The sequence below is a fragment of the Ideonella sp. genome, from assembly GCF_035254525.1.
In the GTDB taxonomy this organism is placed as follows: domain Bacteria; phylum Pseudomonadota; class Gammaproteobacteria; order Burkholderiales; family Burkholderiaceae_C; genus Ideonella.
On the sequence record NZ_DATFAN010000096.1, the window covers coordinates 44,008 to 61,666 of the forward strand.

At 69.8% G+C, this 17,659-nt stretch carries 10 protein-coding genes; all 10 read left to right on the forward strand.

Annotation, left to right across the window (positions count from 1 at the left end; genetic code table 11):
* The first annotated feature begins 15 nt into the window (after positions 1-15).
* A complete protein-coding gene (locus tag VJ693_RS09345) occupies positions 16-2,532 on the forward strand; it encodes a dockerin (protein WP_324153513.1) in 2,517 nt (838 codons plus the stop codon).
* An 8-nt stretch (positions 2,533-2,540) separates the two neighbouring features.
* Complete coding sequence (locus tag VJ693_RS09350; protein ID WP_324153514.1) at positions 2,541-2,669, forward strand: hypothetical protein; 129 nt, start codon at positions 2,541-2,543, stop codon at positions 2,667-2,669.
* 157 nt (positions 2,670-2,826) lie between these two features.
* Positions 2,827-4,080 carry a glycoside hydrolase family 27 protein gene (locus tag VJ693_RS09355; protein ID WP_324153516.1) on the forward strand — a complete coding sequence of 418 codons (1,254 nt, stop codon included), beginning with the start codon at positions 2,827-2,829 and terminating at the stop codon, positions 4,078-4,080.
* A 100-nt stretch (positions 4,081-4,180) separates the two neighbouring features.
* Complete coding sequence (locus VJ693_RS09360; protein ID WP_324153518.1) at positions 4,181-6,124, forward strand: glycoside hydrolase family 97 protein; 1,944 nt, start codon at positions 4,181-4,183, stop codon at positions 6,122-6,124.
* A 273-nt stretch (positions 6,125-6,397) separates the two neighbouring features.
* The gene (locus VJ693_RS09365; protein WP_324153519.1) at positions 6,398-8,557 is read left to right on the forward strand and encodes a dockerin; all 2,160 of its coding nucleotides are present in this window, start codon (positions 6,398-6,400) and stop codon (positions 8,555-8,557) included.
* Position 8,558: 1 nt separating this feature from the next.
* Positions 8,559-9,971: a glycoside hydrolase family 27 protein gene (locus VJ693_RS09370; protein ID WP_324153521.1), complete on the forward strand. Its 1,413-nt coding sequence runs from the start codon at positions 8,559-8,561 to the stop codon at positions 9,969-9,971.
* 22 nt (positions 9,972-9,993) lie between these two features.
* Complete coding sequence (locus VJ693_RS09375) at positions 9,994-11,523, forward strand: alpha-N-arabinofuranosidase (protein WP_324153522.1); 1,530 nt, start codon at positions 9,994-9,996, stop codon at positions 11,521-11,523.
* Positions 11,524-11,599: 76 nt separating this feature from the next.
* Positions 11,600-13,177 (forward strand): GH39 family glycosyl hydrolase, encoded by a 1,578-nt coding sequence (locus VJ693_RS09380; RefSeq protein WP_324153524.1) that lies wholly within the window; start codon positions 11,600-11,602, stop codon positions 13,175-13,177.
* A gap of 11 nt (positions 13,178-13,188) precedes the next feature.
* Positions 13,189-15,804 (forward strand): glycoside hydrolase family 3 C-terminal domain-containing protein, encoded by a 2,616-nt coding sequence (locus VJ693_RS09385; protein ID WP_324153526.1) that lies wholly within the window; start codon positions 13,189-13,191, stop codon positions 15,802-15,804.
* A gap of 49 nt (positions 15,805-15,853) precedes the next feature.
* A partial coding sequence (locus VJ693_RS09390; protein ID WP_324153528.1) for a TIM-barrel domain-containing protein occupies positions 15,854-17,659 on the forward strand: 1,806 nt, incomplete at its 3' end.

The following is a 17,659-nucleotide window of genomic DNA, read 5'->3' on the forward strand; positions in this document are numbered from 1 at the left end:
TTGAAAGGTAGAACCATGAGACTGCAGTTGGGAACCTTGGTGGTCGCCCTGGGAGCCGGCGCAGGCCTGCCCGTCCTCGCCCAGACGTGTACGCCGACGGCCATCACGCCCTATATCAACGTCAACGGCAAGTGGACGCAGACGGCGTCCGCTACCCTCAAGACCGGCCAGTCGGCCATCCTCGGCCCGCAGCCGACACGCGGCGGCACGTGGAGCTGGAGCGGCTGTGGCACCGCCGGCGCTTCGCGCGAGCAGACCATCCAGCCCGCCGCGGCCTGCACGGCCACGGCCACCTACACCAACAGTTGCGGCGCCAAGAGCCAGCAGGCGTTCACGATCAAGGTGGGCACCTGGGCCAGCGTGAAGTTCGGCGGCGGCGGCTACGTCACCGGCCTGATCTTCCATCCGACGTCCGCGAACCTGCTCTACGCGCGCACCGACATCGGTGGCGCCTATCGCTGGAACCCGACCGCCTCGTCGTGGGTGCCGATCACCGACGGCCTGGGGTTCGGCGGGAGCGAGAGCTCCTACCACGGCATCGAGAGCATCGCCGTCGACCCGAACAACGACCAACTCGTCTACATGGCAGCGGGCATGTACAACTCGGACAAGGCTGACGCCCGCCTGTACATCTCCAACAACCGCGGCGACACCTGGACCTACGTCAACTTGCCGTTCTCGACGGGCGGCAACAACGGCGGCCGCGCGATCGGCGAACGCCTGATGGTCGACCCCAACAAGCCGTCGACGCTGTTCTACGGCTCGCGCACAGCCGGCCTGTGGAAGAGCACGGACTCGGGCCGCACCTGGGCACAGGTCACTTCGCTGTCGACGGTCAAGATGACCCAAGACCAGATCAATGCCGCGGGCGGGGCCGCCATGGGCGTCGAACTGGTCGTGTACGACACGAGCAGCAAGGGCAGCGGCTCGGCCACGCAGACCATCTACACGGCCATCGCCCCCGACTACGCCAGCGTGGCGGGCCTGAGCGCGAACCTGTACAAGTCGACCAACGGCGGCGCATCGTGGACCGCTGTCTCGACCCCCGTGTCGGGCTACCACATTCCGCACATGGTGCGCGCCGCCGACGGCATGTTCTACGTCGTGTTCACCAAGGACGCAGGGCCGGGCGCCGGCGGCCCCGGCCGCCTGTACAAGTTCGACGGCAGCACCTGGACCTTGCTCAAGAGCGAAGACCCGTCCGGAGGGACGAATTTCGGCCTCGGCGGCGTCTCGGTCCAAGGCAGCGGCGCGACCACCCGCGTCGCGCTGGGCGTGACGAACTCGTGGGGCAACTGGAGCGGCCAGCAGATCGTCCAGCTGTCCGACAACGCCGGCCTGACCTGGCGCGAAATCGAAGCGACGATGCCGGGCGAAACCGCCTCGGGCTGGGTCGACGACGTCGAGATCGATCCGTCCAACCGCGACCACATCCTGCACGTGCATGGCGGGGGCGTCATCGAGACGAAGAACGCCTCCTCGGCCACGCCCAGCTGGAGCGGCACCATCAACGGCATCGAGGAGACCGCAGCCCAGGCCATCGTCACGCCGCCGGCCGGTGCGCCGTACGCCCTGGTGAACAGCTCGGGCGACGTCGGCACCTGGATCCACACCGACCTCACGAAGACGCCCACCCTGAATCCCGGCCTGGGCTGGAGCAACGGCATCTCCGCCGACATGGCGTGGTCCGATCCGCTCTACATCGCCGGCGCGGGCGTCGTCAACTCCAGCGGGGCCGGCACCGGCTACTGGTCGGGCGACGGCGGCAACACCTGGGCGACGTTCGCGACGCTTCCCGCCGGTGCGGCCACCAACACGAGCAGCGAAGGCAGCATCGTCGTCACCGCGCGCAACAGGGCGGTCTGGGCGCCGGCCAACTCGGTGCCGTCGTACACCACGGACAACGGTGCGAGCTGGGTCGCGACCAATCTGCCGGCGCTGCCCGGCGTCGGCTGGAATCGCGGCTACCGCCTGGTGGCCGATCGCAAGAATCCGAACAAGGTCTATGCCTACGATTCGGGCGGCGCATGGTGGGCTTCGGCGGGCAAGGTCTACATCTCGAACGATGGCGGACACACTTTCACGCTGAGCCAGGGCTCCGTGGCGGCCGGGCTCAGCCCCAACAGCTGGTGGGTCACCTCGCTGGCGGTCAACCCCAACGTCGAGGGTGACCTGTGGCTGGCCGACGGCAACGCCGTGTACCACTCGGTGGACTCGGGGGCGAGCTGGTCCAAGCTCGGCAACTTCGCGTCGATCTGGGGCAGCAACTCGTGGCCCGACGTGCAGGGTGCCAGCGTCGTCGCGCTTGGCAAGCCGAAGCCCGGCGCCACGTACTGGGCCGCGGTGTACGTGGTGGGCGTGGTCAACGGCGTGTGGGGCGTGTACCGCTCCGACGACGGCGGCGCCACCTGGACGCGCCACAACGACGACGCCCACCAGTTCGGCGGCATCGGCGTGATGGCGGCCGACCAGAACATCTACGGACGGATCTACGTCAGCGGCACTGGCCGGGGGCTGTTGTACAGCAACTGACGCACGCCATGCCCACAGGAACAGCGGTACGCACGTGCCGCTGTTCAACTCCCGGTCGCGACGGCGTGCTGGACTTCACCGTGCCGATGCGCAGCAACGACATGACGCTGCTGACGCTGGAGCCGGTGAAACCCTGACCGTGGGACCAGGACATGCCCTCGGCCCCTTTGGTGCGCTGCCGGCGCACCGCATAGGTGTTTGCCTTGAATAGTTCATGCGGCAAACTAACTATCATCACCCTCGGTCGCTATAGCGATATATCGCCGGGCCCCTCCCCCGCCATCCCCCCGCCTGATGCTTGCATTCGTCCCTCACCGTCGCCGCTGTGCCAGCCCCGCCATCACGGCCCGCCTCTCGCCGTGGTGGGCCGCCGCCACGGTCCTGCTGGGCAGCCTCGCCGCACCGGCCTGCGCCCACGAAACGCTGAAGCTCGAGGCCCCCAAGCCGCTGCTCGCGCCCACCCCGCCGATGGGCTGGAACTCATGGAACAAGTTCGCCTGCAACATCAGCGAGACGCTGGTGCGCAAGCAGGCCGATGCCATGGCGGCCACGGGCATGAAGGACGCCGGCTACCAGTACATCGTCATCGACGACTGCTGGCAGAAGAGCCGCGACGAGAACGGCAACATCGTCGCCGACCCCGAGCGGTTTCCCAGCGGCATCAAGGCGCTGGCGGACTACGTGCATTCGAAGGGGCTGAAGTTCGGCCTCTACTCCGACGCGGGCGCCCTCACCTGCGGCGGCCGGCCGGGCAGCGCCGGCCATGAGTTCCAGGACGCCCGCCAGTACGCGAAGTGGGGTGTCGACTACCTCAAGTACGACTGGTGCCACACCGGGCCGCGCAACGCCGAGGCGGCCTACACCATCATGGCCAAGGCCCTGCGCGAATCCGGGCGCGACATCGTGCTGTCGATCTGCGAGTGGGGCACGAACCAGCCCGAGCGCTGGGCCCCGGCGGTGGGCCACCTGTGGCGCACCACCGGCGACATCTACGACGCCTGGGAAGGCAAGAAGGACTGGTCGCACGGCATGACGAACATCCTCGACATGCAGGCCGAGCGCTGGCGCGACGCCGCGCCCAACTCGTGGAACGACCCCGACATGCTGGAAGTCGGCAACGGCGGCATGACGAGCACCGAGTACGAGTCGCATCTCTCGCTGTGGGCGATGCTGGCCGCGCCGCTGATCGCGGGCAACGACCTCTCGGTGATGAGCGCCGACACGAAGCGCATCCTGACCAACACCGACGTGATCGCGGTGGACCAGGACCCGCTGGGCCAGCAGGCGCGCCGCATCTGGAAGGAAGGCGACCTGGAGGTCTGGGCTCGTCCGCTCAAGGGCGGCGAGCACGCGGTGGTGCTGTTCAACCGCGGCAGGGCGCCGGCCGAGATGAAGGTGGGCTGGGACCAACTCAACCTGCCCGCCGGCCTGAAGGCCGACGTGAAGGACCTGTGGAGCAAGAAGGTCACGAAGGGCGTGCGGGGCAGCTTCGGCGGCACCGTGGCCTCGCATGGCGTGATCATGGTCCGAATCATCCCGGTGCTCTGAGGCCCATGCAAGGACGCCAGGTGCTGCCGGCCGGTGCAGCGCTGGCGCTCCACCGCATCGCGCGCGAGCGCCACATCCTCTACTGCCAACTCACCCGACCATGAAGTACAAGTTCCCCCGCACCGTCTTCACCGCGGGCGCCCTGTGCGCGCTGGCCGCCTCGGCGCACGCTGCAGACGCGGTCATCGCGTCTCCCGACGGCCGCACCACCCTGCGCATCGCCGAGGACGGCGCCACGTTCAGCGTCGCGCGGCGCGGCGAGACCGTGATCGCCGCCTCCCCGCTGGGGCTGGATCTGGACGGCGCGCCTGCGCTCGGCGCGCTCAAGCTCGAATCGCGCGAGGACGCGACCGTGAACCGCACGATCCCGCTCGTCGCGACCAAGGCCTCGAGCGCACGCGACCACTACCGCGGCGCGACCCTCGCCTTCCGTGAAGCCGGCGGCGGGCGGCGCCTGTTCATCGACGCCCGGGCCTACGACGACGGTGTCGCCTTCCGCTACCGGATCGATGACGCCGGCCCGGTGAAGCTGCGTGGCGAGCTCACGGCCTTCGTGCCTGCCGGCGACGCTTCCTGCCTGGTCGCGGAGGTCGAGGGTGCGCACGAGAGGCCGTTCGAGCGCCTGCGGATCTCGCAACTGAAGACGGACATCGCCTACGACGTGCCGGTGGTCTGCGCCACGCCGTCGGGCCGCACCCACTACGCCATCACGCAGGCGCACCTGCAGGGCTACACCGGCGCTTCGCTGTCGCGCGAAGGTGCCGCCCTGCGCGTGCGCCTGTCGGGTGTGCCCAAGCGGCCTGGGCCGGCGTACGTGTCTTCGGCCGGGCTGACGACGGCCTGGCGCGCCGTGATGGTGGCCGACCGCGCCGGCGAGCTCATCGAGTCGCACCTGGTCGGCAACCTCAACCCGCCGCCCGATGCCGAAAAGCTGGGTGACTTCAGCTGGGTCAAGCCCGGCAAGGCCTCGTGGGACTGGTGGTCGGGCCCGCTCGAGGGCGTGAAGCCCGACCTGGCCGCCTACAAGCGCTTCATCGACTTCGCCGCCGAGTCCGGGTTCCCCTACCACCTGATCGACGCCGGCTGGTCCTGGGGCGCCGGCCCCTGCTGCGACCCGCTGCCCACCACCGACATCACCCGCCCTGCCGAAGGCATCGACATGCCGGCGCTGGTGCGCTACGCGGCCGACAAGGGCGTGGGCCTGCTGCTGTGGGTGCACTGGGAGCACCTGGCGCCGCGCCTGGACGAGGTGCTCGACACCTATGCGCGCTGGGGCATCAAGGGCATCAAGGTCGACTTCATGAACCGCGACGACCAGGAGATGGTCGCCTTCTACCAGCGCGTCGCCGAGGGCACCGCGAAACGCAAGATGCTGCTGGACATGCACGGCGCCTACGTGCCGGCCGGCCTGCAGCGCACCTACCCCAACTACATCACCCAGGAAGGCGTGCTCGGCGCCGAATGGAACAAGATGGACAGGCGCATCACGCCGCAGCACAACCTGATGCTGCCGTACACGCGCATGCTGGCGGGGCCGCTGGACTACACGCCGGGTGGCTTCCGCAACGTCCCGACGCAGGCCTTCGAGGTGCGCGCGGTGATGCCGCAGACGCAGACCACGCGAGGCCAGGCGCTGGCGATGTACGTCGTCTACGACAGCCCGCTGCAGATGGTCTCCGACGACCCCTCCAACTACCGTGGAGAGCCCGGCTTCGAGTTCATCAAGCGCGTGCCCACCGCCTGGGACGAGACGCGTTTCATCTCCGGCGAGCCGGGGCGCGACATCGTTCTCGCGCGGCGCTCGGGCAAGCACTGGTACATCGGCGCGATGACGTCCGACGAGGCGCGCACCGCACGCGTCAAGCTGGACTTCCTGCCCGCCGGCCCGGCCTACCGCGCCACCGTGTGGGAAGACGGCGAGGTCGCCCGTGAACTCAAGCGCAGCGTGCGCACCGTCCGACGCGGCGACGTGCTGACGCTGCGCCAGGCCCCGGCCGGCGGCGCCGCCGTGGTGCTCGATCCCTTGTCCCAGTCCGCGCCCTGATCGGCGCCGACGCGCCACGCACATCACCCCTTCGAACCAGGCTCTCCCATGACCACCTGCAGCAAACGATCCTTTGTCCTTTCGATCCTCGCTTCGGGCGTGTTGGCGGCTTGCGGCGGTGGCGGGGGCGATAGCGGCGGCGGCACGACGCCGCCCCCCGGAGGCAACCCGCCGCCGCCTCCTCCTCCGCCCCCCCCTCCTCCTCCTCCTCCTCCTCCGCCCCCCCCGCCCCCGGGGGGCGGCGGGGGCACACCGGCCACCACTTGGCAGAGCGTGAAATTCGGCGGTGGCGGCTACGTCACCGGCCTCGTCTTCCATCCGACGACCCAGAACCTGCTCTACGCCCGTACCGACATCGGCGGCGCCTACCGGTGGAACCCGGCTGCGTCGTCCTGGACGCCCATCACCGACGGACTGGGTTTCAGTGCGACCGAGGGTCGCTACCACGGCATCGAAAGCATCGCCGTCGATCCGAACAACGACCAGATCGTCTACATGGCCACCGGCATGTACACGTTCGAAGGCAACGGCCGCCTCTACATCTCCAGTGACCGCGGCGACCACTGGACCTACGTCGGCCTGCCGTTCTCCCTGGGCGGCAACAACACTGGCCGTGCCATCGGTGAGCGCCTGGTGGTCGATCCGAACAAGCCCTCGACAATGCTCTACGGCTCGCGCGAGGCCGGCCTGTGGAAGAGCACCGACTCGGGCCTCACCTGGGCCCAGGTCACTTCGCTGTCGGCCGTCAAGATGACTGCGGACCAGGTCAGCGCCGCAGGCGGCAGCGGGATGGGCGTCGGGGTGGTCGTCTACGACACCGGCACCAAGGGCAGCGGCAACGCCACCCAGACCGTCTATGCCGCCATCGCCCCCGACTACGTCAACGCGGCGGGCCTCGCCTCGAACCTCTACAAGACCAGCGACGGCGGCGCCTCGTGGAGCCCGGTCTCGACGCCGGTCTCCGGTTACCACATCCCCCACATGGTGCGCGCCGCGGACGGCATGATCTATGTCGCGTTCACCAAGGACGCTGGGCCGGGCGCGGGCGGTCCTGGCCGCCTGTACAAGTTCGACGGGAACAACTGGACCCTGCTCAAGAGCGTCGACCCGAACGGGGGGACGAACTTCGGCCTCGGCGGCGTGTCCGTCCACGGCAGCGGGGCGACCACCCGCATCGCGCTGGGCGTGACCAACTCCTGGGGCAACTGGAGCGGCCAGCAGATCGTGCAGCTGTCCGACGACGCCGGCCAGACCTGGCGCGAGATCGAGGCGACGATGCCGGGCGAAACCGCTTCAGGCTGGGTCGACGATGTCGAGATCGATCCATCCGACCGCGATCACATCCTGCACGTCCACGGCGGCGGCATCATCGAGACCAGGAACGCCTCCTCGGCCACGCCGACCTGGAAGGGCAGCATCGAGGGCATCGAGGAGACCGCCACCCTGGCGATCGTCACGCCGCCGGCCGGCGCGCCGTACAAGTTCATCAACAGTGCGGGCGACGTCGGTACGTGGGTCGATACGGATCTCACGAAGGCGCCGACCCTGGGCCCCGGCCTGGGCTGGAGCAACGGCAACTCCGCCGACATGGCGTGGTCCGATCCGCTCTACATCGCCGCCGCCGGCGTCATCAACTCGAACGCAGCCGCCACCGGCTACTGGTCGGGCGATGGCGGCAAGACGTGGGCGAACTTCGCCACCCTCCCCGCCGGCGCCAAGGAGAACACGGGCGCCGAAGGGAACATCGTGGTCACGTCCCGCAACAACGCGGTCTGGGCGCCGGCCAACTCGGTACCGTCCTACACCACGAACAGTGGCGCGAGCTGGGTGCTGACCAACCTGCCGGCGCTGCCGGTCGTCGCGCAGGGCTGGGGCCGTGGCTATCGCCTGGCCGCGGACCGCCAGAACCCGAACAAGGTCTATGCCTACGACTCGGGCGGCGCATCGTGGAGCAACTCGCCGGGCAAGGTCTACGTCTCGACGGATGGCGGACATACGTTCACGTTGAGCGCGGGCTCGGTTTCGGCGGGCCTGGCGCCCAACGCCAGGTGGGTGACCTCGATCGAGGTCAACCCCAACGCCGAGGGCGACCTGTGGGTGGCGGACGGCAACGCCGTGTACCACTCGGTCGATTCGGGCGCGACCTGGACGAAGCTGCCCGACTTCGCGTCCGCCAACGGTGCGCAGGGCGCCAGCCTGATCGCGCTGGGCAAGGCGGCTCCTGGGGCTGCGTACTCGGCTGCGATCTACGTGGTGGGCGTGATCAACGGCGTGTGGGGCGTCTACCGTTCCGACGACGGTGGCGCCACCTGGTCGCGCTTCAACGACGACGCCCACCAGTTCGGCGGCATCGGCGTGATGGCGGCCGATCAGGACATCTACGGACGGATCTACGTCAGTGGCACCGGCCGGGGTCTGCTGTACAGCAACTGAAATGAGCACGACGGCCCCTCCCGGCAAGAAGCCTGATGAACCGGCCCGCCGCAGCTTCGTGCGCGCCGTGGCGGGTGCCGGACTGGCTGCCGTGGCTGGCAGTCCGGCGGCCGCCGCCGCCGGCCCCTCCGCCCCAGCCCCGGACGCCACCGAGCCCGGCTTGCCCTTCCACGCCTGGGCACCGACGCCACCCATGGGCTGGAACAGCTGGGACGCCTTCGGCGCCAGCGTCACCGAAGCCGAGGTCCTGGACAACGCGCGCATCCTCGCCGAGCGCTTCCTGCCCTTCGGCTACGACATCGCCACCGTCGACATCCAGTGGTACGAGGCGGGCGCCAAGTCGTCGTGGTACCGGCCCTTCGCGCCGCTGGTGCTCGACGGCCATGGCCGCCCGCAGCCGGCGCCCAGCCGCTTCCCCAGCGCCGCCGGCGACCGCGGCTTTGCGCCGCTGGCCGCCAAAGTGCACGGCCTGGGGCTGCGCTTCGGCGTGCACATCATGCGCGGCATCCCGCGCCAGGCGGTGGGGCTGGAGCTGCCCATCGCCGGCAGCCCATGGCGCTGCCATGAAGTGGCCAACCCGGGGTCGACCTGCGCCTGGAACACCGACATGTGCGGCGTCAACCCCGACCACCCCGGTGCCTTCGACTGGTACCACGCCTGGTTCGCCCAGCTGGCCGAATGGGGCGTGGACTTCGTCAAGGTGGACGACATCGCGGCACCGCACTACCACGCGAAGGAAGTCGAGCTGATCCGGCGCGCCATCGACGCCTGCGGCCGGCCCATGGTGCTGAGCCTGTCGCCCGGTCCGTCGCAGGTCGAGCACGCGGCCCACCTGCAGGCGCACGCCAACCAGTGGCGGGTGTGCAACGACTTCTGGGACACCTGGCCGCAACTGCGCGACAACCTGGTCAACCTGGTGAAGTGGGCGCCGCACGCGCGCCCCGGCGCCTGGCCTGACGCCGACATGCTGCCGGTGGGCAAGATCGGCCTGCGCAACTTCGACGGCGAAGTGGCCACCCGCGGCGAACGCGACACCCGCTTCACGCGCGACGAGCAAGTGCTGATGCTCACCGCGTGGGCCTGCGCGCGCAGCCCGCTGATCCTGGGCAACGACCTGCGCTGGCTCGACGACTGGACGCTGCGCCTGGTGACCAACCCCGAGGTGCTGGCGCTGCTGCGCGTGCCCGGCGTGCGCGAATGGCACAGCACGGCGCAAGGCCACCGCTTCGTCTGCCACGGCCCGCAGGGCACCTGGGCGGCATGGCTCAACACCGGCGAAGCGCCGTGGAGCGCACCGCTGCCCGCCTGGCTGCCCGACGCGCGCCGCGACTGCTGGGCGCGCGCCGATCTGAGCACCGGCACCCGCACGCTCACCATCCCCCCGCATGGCGCACGGCTCGTGCGCTGCGCTTGAAGCTTAAAGACAAGGAAACCCGATGACGACCACGCGCCTGACGCGCACCTTCGCCACCCTCGCGGCCGCCGTGCTGCCCTTCGGTGCCGGCGCCGCCGAGCCCGTGCAGGCCCACCTCGACGTCACCCAGCAGCCCGCCGGGCCGCGCATCGAGCCCACCGTCTACGGCCACTTCGTCGAGCACCTCGGGCGCGGTGTCTACGACGGCCTGTGGGTCAGCCCCGAGTCGCCCATCCCCAACACGCGCGGCTGGCGCAACGATGTCGTCGGCGCGCTCCGCCAGGTGGGCATCCCGGTGATGCGCTGGCCCGGCGGCTGTTATGCCGACGACTACGACTGGCGCGACGGCATCGGCGACCCATCCAAGCGCCCGGTGCGCGTCAACCGCTGGTGGGGCGGCGTGGAAAGCAACCGCGTCGGCACGCACGAGTTCATGGACCTCGTCGAGCAGTTGGGCAGCGAGGCCTACATGTCCGGCAACATGGGCTCGATGCCGCCACGCGCGATGGCCGAGTGGATGGAGTACATGACGGCCGACGGCACATCGACCCTGGCCGAGGAACGCCGCCGCAACGGCCGCGCCAAGCCGTGGTCGATCAAGTACTTCGGCATCGGCAACGAGAGCTTCGGCTGCGGCGGCCACATGAGGCCCGAGCACCAGGCCGACCTGCACAACCAGTACGCCACCTTCCTGCGCGGCCAGACGGTGCGCGTGGCCTCCGGCGACGGCGAGGGCGACGACCACCGCGTCGAGGTGCTGATGCAGCGCAGTGCCAAGCACATGGACGCGTTGACGCTGCACTACTACACCATCCCCGGCGACTGGACCAAGAAGGGCGATGCCACCGGCTTCGACGCCCGGGCCTGGGCGAAGACGCTGCACGGGGCGCTGGGCATCGAGAGCCGCCTCAGCGCCATCACGAAGGTCATGGACAAGCACGACCCGGCCAGGCGGATCGGGCTGTACGTCGACGAGTGGGGCACCTGGTACGACACGCCCCAGGGCGCGAGCGCGCTGTACCAGCAGAACTCGCTGCGCGACGCCATGGTCGCGGCGCTGACGTTCAACGCCTTCCACCGCCACACCGAGCGCGTGAAGATGGCCAACATCGCGCAGATGGTCAACGTGCTGCAGGCCATGGTGCTGACCGACGGTGCGAAGATGGTGCTCACGCCCACCTACCACGCCTTCGACCTCTACAAGCCGTTCCGCGGCGCGACGCCGCTGGCGGCCACGCTGGAGGCGCCGCGCTTTCGCACCGGCGACATCGAGCTGCCCGCGGTGGAGGCCAGCGTGGCGCGCGCCGCCGACGGCAGCACCCAACTGGCGCTGGTGAACCTGGACCCGCAGCGCCCGGCGCGCGTGGCGACCAACCTGAAGGGCGATGCGCGGGGCCGCGTGCTCACCGCCGCCGCCGTCGACGCGCACAACACCTTCGACAAGCCGCAGGCCGTCGTGCCCGCGCCCTACGCTGCACGCGCAGGCGCGCAAGGGCTGGTGCTGGAGCTGCCGCCGAAGTCCATCGTCGTCGTCAGCGTGGGCAAGCCCTGAGATGAACAAGCTCCATCGGCCCCATCCGTTCCCACTTCCCTCTCGAACGCATTCAATGACGACTTCTCCGCATGCTGTGCCGCGTTCTGCCCTGCGCACCCTCGCGGCGGCGCTGCTTTCGCTCGGCCTGGGTGCCGTGGCCTCGGCCGCGCCGTCCGCCGCCCGCGAGGTGACGCTCGACCGCGCTGCGGCGAGCAAACCGGTGGACCGCTTCTTCGACCTGGCCGTCGGCGCCGACTTTCCCGGCACCACCGGCCGGCCGGAGAACCTGGCGCAGCTCAAGACCGCGGTCGACGAACTGGGCTTCCGGTCCCTGCGCTTCCACGACATCTTCCATGACGTCTACGGCACGGTGAAGAAGGACGGCGACAAGCTCGTCTTCGACTGGACCGGCATCGACAAGCTGTACGACGCCATGCTGGCGCGCGGCATCAGGCCTTTCATCGAGCTGGGCTTCACGCCCGAGGTGATGAAAACCTCGCCGCTGTCGATCTTCCACTGGAAGGGCAACACCTCCCACCCGCAGCCCGGCCCGTGGATGGAGCTGATCGACGCCTTCGTGCGCCACCTGATCCAGCGCTACGGCATCGAGGAAGTGCGCCAGTGGCCGTTCGAGGTCTGGAACGAGCCCAACCTCGACGGCTTCTGGGAGCGGGCCGACCAGAAGGCCTACTTCGAGCTCTACGCCAACACCGCGCGCACGGTCAAGAAGATCGACCCCACGCTGAAGGTCGGCGGCCCGTCGACTGCCGGCGCGGCCTGGGTGCCGGAGTTCCTGGCCTACGCCAAGGCCAACGACGTCCCGGTCGACTTCGTCACCACCCACAGCTACGGCGTGACCGAAGGCTTCCTCGACGAGTACGGCAAGTCCGACCGCATCCTCGCGACCGACCCGAACTCGATCATCGGCGACGTGCGCCGCAACCGGCAGGAGATCGAGGCCTCGCCCTTCCCCGGCATCCCGCTGTACGTCACCGAGTGGAGCACCAGCTACAACCCGCGCGACAAGGTCCACGACAGCTACGTCAGCGCGCCCTGGATGCTGACCAAGCTGCGCGCCACCCGCGGCTACGCGCAGGCCATGAGCTACTGGACCTACAGCGACCTGTTCGAGGAGCCGGGCCCGCCCGATGCACCCTTCCACGGCGGCTTCGGGTTGATGACGCGCGAAGGCGTGCGCAAGCCGAGCTGGTTCGCCTACAAGTACCTCAACGCGCTGCGCGGCAACGAGGTGCCCAGCGCCGACGACAAGGTGCTGGCCGCGGTGGACGGGCACAAGATGGCGGTGCTGGCGTGGGACTGGCAGCATCCCGACCAGAAGAACGCCAGCAACGGCACCTTCTTCGGCAAGCCGGTGCCCAACGGCCCGGCCCCGGCGGTCAAGCTGTCGCTGCGCAACCTCAAGCCCGGCGCCTACCGGCTGGAGCTGCGCCGCACCGGCTACAAGGCCAACGACGCACACACCGGCTACCTCGAGATGGGTTCGCCCAAGCAGCTCGACGCCGCGCAGCTCGCCCGCCTGCAGTCGCTGACGCAGGACCTGCCCGAGGTGAAGCGCACCGTCAATGTCGGCAAGAACGGCCTGCTGAACTTCACCGTGCCGATGCGCAGCAACGACATCACGCTGCTGACGCTGGAGCCGGTGGAACGCTGATGCGGCTTGCCATGAACCGCGGTCGTGCCGGGGCGATCGCCCTGGCCTTGTCGGTGGCCACCTGCGTGGCGGCCGCTCCCCTGAGCCCCACGATGCAGCGGGCACAGGCCCTGGTGGCGCAATTGACGCTGGCCGAGAAGGCCAGCCAGTTGCAGCACGACTCGCCGGCCATCCCGCGCCTGGGCATCCCGGCGTACAACTGGTGGAGCGAAGGCTTGCATGGCGTCGCGCGCGCCGACGTGGCCACGGTGTTCCCGCAGGCCGTCGGCCTGGCGGCCACGTGGGACACGCCGCTCGTGCAACGCGTGGGCGATGTCATCGGCACCGAGTTCCGCGCCAAGTTCCTGAGCACGGTCGCCGCCGACGGTTCGTCCGGCCTGTACCGCGGCCTGACGGTGTGGTCGCCCAACGTCAACATCTTCCGTGACCCGCGCTGGGGCCGGGGCCAGGAGACCTATGGCGAAGACCCCTACCTGACCTCGCGCATGGGCGTGGCCTTCATCCAGGGGCTGCAGGGGCCGGACGCGAACCAGCCACGTGTGTCGGCCGCCGTGAAGCACTTCGCGGTGCACAGCGGCCCGGAGGCCGACCGCCACAAGGAGGACGTGAAGGTCTCGCCCCGCGACCTGGTGGACACCTACCTCCCGGCCTTCCATGCGGCGGTCACCGAAGGCCGGGCCGAATCGGTGATGTGCGCCTACAACGCAGTGGACGGCGTGCCGGCCTGCGCCAACGAACGCTTGCTGCAGCACTACCTGCGCGACGAGTGGAAGTTCCAGGGCCATGTCGTGTCCGACTGCGGCGCCGTGGCCGACATCCACATGGATGGGGCGCACCGCCACGTGAAGACGCCTGAACAGGCCGTGGCGCTGGCCGTGCGCGCCGGCACCGATGTGATCTGCGATTTCAGCGGCAACAAGACCGCCGCGCCCGCCACCACCGTGGCCGCCGTGCAGCAAGGGTTGCTGAGCGAGGCCGAGCTCGACCGCGCGCTGCACCGCCTGTTCGATGTTCGCCTGCGCCTGGGATTGCTCGCAGCGCCTGCGCAGCGGCCCTTTCCCGAGATCACGGCACGCGACTTCGACACCCCCGCCCACCGCGCGCTCAACCTCGAGTCGGCCCGCCGCTCGCTGGTGCTGCTGAAGAACGATGGCCTGCTGCCGCTGAAGGCACCGCCCCGGCGCATTGCCGTGGTCGGCCCCAATGCCGACAGCGTGGATGCGCTGGTGGGCAACTACAACGGCACGCCGTCCAAACCGATCACGCTGCTGGGCGGCCTGAAGGCGCGCTTTCCCGGCACGCGCATCGATTTCGTCGAGGGCACGGGCTGGGTCGCGCCGGCACTGGAAGACGTGCCGGCGTCCAGCCTGTGCGCCGACGCCGCCTGCAGCCGCGCCGGGCTGAACTTCGAGCGCTTTGCCAACCTCAAGCTCGAGGGTGCGCCCCGTTCGGCTGAGTCCACGCCGCAGGCCGCGTTCAAGTGGGGCTGGCCGGATGCCTACGACCGCCAGGAATCGGCGCGCTGGACCGGCTTCGTGCGCGCCGGCGAGAGCGGTGAGCACCTTTTCCGGCTCAAGGGCAACCGCGGCTACCGCATCTGGCTCGACGGCGAACTGGTGGTGGACCTGTGGGACATCGCCTGGCCCACCAGCACCCGGGGCGTGACGCTGAAGGCGGGCCAGACCTACGCCCTGCGCGTGGAGGCGCTGCAGACCGGCTGGGAGGGCGACCAACGGCTCCAGTGGAGCCGCCCCGGCGCCAGCGACGAGGCCGCCGTGGCGGCCGCGCGCGAGGCCGACCTGGTGGTGTTCGCCAGCGGCCTGACCTGGGAACTGGAAGGCGAGGAGATGACGGTGCTGGCCCCCGGATTTGCCGGCGGTGACCGCACCCGAATCGACCTGCCCGCGCCACAGTTGCGGCTGCTGGAGCGCCTGGCCGCGCTGGGCCGCCCGCTGGTGCTGGTGAACTTCAGCGGCAGCCCGATGACCTTCGGCGCCGCCACGCAGAAGGCGGCGGCCATCGTGCAGGCCTGGTACCCGGGCGGCGAAGGCGGCCAGGCTGTGGCCGAACTGCTGGCCGGCGACTTCAGCCCGTCCGGCCGGCTGCCGCTCACCTTCTACCGCTCGGCCGAGCAGTTGCCGCCGTTCAAGGACTACGGCATGCAAGGGCGCACCTACCGCTGGTTCAAGGGCGAGGCCGACTTCCCGTTCGGCCACGGCCTGGGGTATTCGCGCTTTGTCTATGCCCAGCCCCGGCTGGCCCGCAGCCGCGTGAGCGCGGGACAAGGGACGCAGCTGTCGGTGCTGTTGAAGAACGAGGGCCCGCGCGAGGCGGCCGAGGTGGTGCAGGTCTATGCGCAGCCCTCCGGCGCCATGGCGCCCGAGCGCACGCTGGTGGCCTTCCAGCGCGTGGTGTTGCGTGCGGGTGAATCGCGCCGGCTCAACTTCGAGCTGGGCGCCAAGGCGATGAGCGTGGTCCAGGCCGACGGACGGCGCGTGGTGGAGGCCGGGCCGGTGTCGCTGTGGGTCGGCGGCGGGCAGCCGGTGACGGCGGTCACCGGGGTGCGCGCCCCGGGGCAGATGCTGAATCTGCAGGTCACTGGGCGGGCGGAGCTGCCGGCGTTCTGAGCCACGGCGCCACCAATGAACCAACCGCGACGAATGTGGGGACTGTTGAATGAAACGCCGTGAACTTTTCGGCCTGATGGTCTGTGCCTCGGCGGGCACACTGGCAGCTCCCAGCGGCAAGGCCGCCACCCAACCCTCGGCGCTGGATGCCGCCGGGCAATTGCGCGCCCTGCCGATGGATGCCCCGCAGGGCGAGTTCGCCTGGCAGCGCGTGGCCGAGGGCGTGCAGTTCCGGGTCGGCGGGCTGACCAAGAGCGTGCTGTTCTACGGCCCGGGCCTGGTGCGCGTGGCAGCCCACCTGGGCGAGGCCTACACAACACAGCCCAGCCTGGTGGTGGTGGTCACGCCGAAGCCGGTCACGTTCGACGTGCGCGACGCCGGCGACACGCTCACGCTGGCCGGCCCCGGGGTGCGGGTGACGGTGGACAAACGCAGCGGCGCCCTCGCCTTCTTCGGCGCCGACGGCCGCCCGCTGACGCGCGAGCGCGAACAGGCGCCTACCGAGCTGCAGCGTGTGCAGATCGCCGGCAGCCCGAGCTACAGCCTCGCCCAGACCTTCACCCTCACCCCCGACGAATCGCTCTACGGCCTGGGCCAGTACGACGAGCCCTACATGGACTACCGCGGCCGCGACGTGCTGCTGGTGCAGACCAACATCGGCATCGTCGTGCCGTTCATGGTCTCCACCCGGCGCTGGGGCCTGCTGTGGGACGTGTACTCGAAGATGAGCTTCAGCGACCGGCCCGAAGGCGCCACCTTCAAGGCCGACAGCGCACCGGCCGGCGCCGACTACTACCTGACCGCCGGCCCCGACATGGACGCCGTCATCCGGGGCTACCGCCACCTCACCGGCGCCGCCCCGATGTTCCCCAAGGCCGCCTTCGGCCTGTTCATGAGCAAGGAGCGCTACCAGACCCAGCAGCAGTTGCTCGACGTCGTCAGGCGCTTCCGCGCCGAGCGCTTCCCGCTCGACTACATCGTCCAGGACTGGCAGTACTGGGGCGGCGAGAAGAACGGCGTCTGGGACGGCAAGTGGAGCGGCATGGTCTGGGACGCCGAGCGCTTCCCCGACCCCGCCGGCATGGCGCGCGAACTGCACGGCAAGCTGCACGTCAAGCTGATGGCATCCATCTGGCCGGGCGTCGGCAACGACACGGCCCTGGCCCGCGAGCTCGACGCCAAGAACCTGCGCTTCGAGCCGCTGCACTGGATCTCCAAGAAGGCCCGCATCTACGACGCCTTCAGTGCGGAAGGCCGCCGCATCTACTTCAAGCATGCCAAGAAGGGGCTGCTGGACATCGGCGTCGATGCGCTGTGGATGGACGGCACCGAGGTCGAGGTGGGCGGTGCCGCCCACGACCCGCGCGAGGTCGAGGCCGACATCAAGCGGCTGGGCATGACCGCGATGGGCGACACCACGCGCTACCTCAACGTCTACACGCTGGTGACGACCCGTGGTGTCTACGAAGGCCAGCGCGCCGCCACGGACCTGGGCGGCAAGCGCGTGCTGACGCTGACCCGCTCGGCCTGGGCCGGCCAGCAACGCTATGCAGCGATGTCCTGGTCCGGTGACACGACGGCCTCCTGGGCCGCGCTGCGCGCGCAGATTTCGGGTGGCCTGAACGTCGCGATGGCCGGCCAACCCTACTGGACGCAGGACACCGGCGGCTTCTTCGTCAACTTCGGCGGGGGCCAGCACAACCCGGCCTGGCGCGAGCTGTACGCGCGCTGGAACCAGTTCGGCATCTTCAACCCGGTCTACCGCATCCACGGCACCAGCGTCGACCGCGAGCCCTACCTGTTCAAGACGCTGGACCCGGCGGTCTACGCCTCGCTGCTCGGCGCCGCGCAGCTG

What these genes read in the sequence shown, in the direction of transcription:
- VJ693_RS09345 (WP_324153513.1), top strand. Translation starts at nt 16, where the DNA reads ATGAGACTGCAGTTGGGAACCTTGGTGGTCGCCCTGGGAGCCGGCGCA.
- VJ693_RS09350 (WP_324153514.1), top strand. Translation starts at nt 2,541, where the DNA reads ATGCCCACAGGAACAGCGGTACGCACGTGCCGCTGTTCAACTCCCGGT.
- VJ693_RS09355 (WP_324153516.1), top strand. Translation starts at nt 2,827, where the DNA reads ATGCTTGCATTCGTCCCTCACCGTCGCCGCTGTGCCAGCCCCGCCATC.
- VJ693_RS09360 (WP_324153518.1), top strand. Translation starts at nt 4,181, where the DNA reads ATGAAGTACAAGTTCCCCCGCACCGTCTTCACCGCGGGCGCCCTGTGC.
- VJ693_RS09370 (WP_324153521.1), top strand. Translation starts at nt 8,559, where the DNA reads ATGAGCACGACGGCCCCTCCCGGCAAGAAGCCTGATGAACCGGCCCGC.
- VJ693_RS09375 (WP_324153522.1), top strand. Translation starts at nt 9,994, where the DNA reads ATGACGACCACGCGCCTGACGCGCACCTTCGCCACCCTCGCGGCCGCC.
- VJ693_RS09385 (WP_324153526.1), top strand. Translation starts at nt 13,189, where the DNA reads ATGAACCGCGGTCGTGCCGGGGCGATCGCCCTGGCCTTGTCGGTGGCC.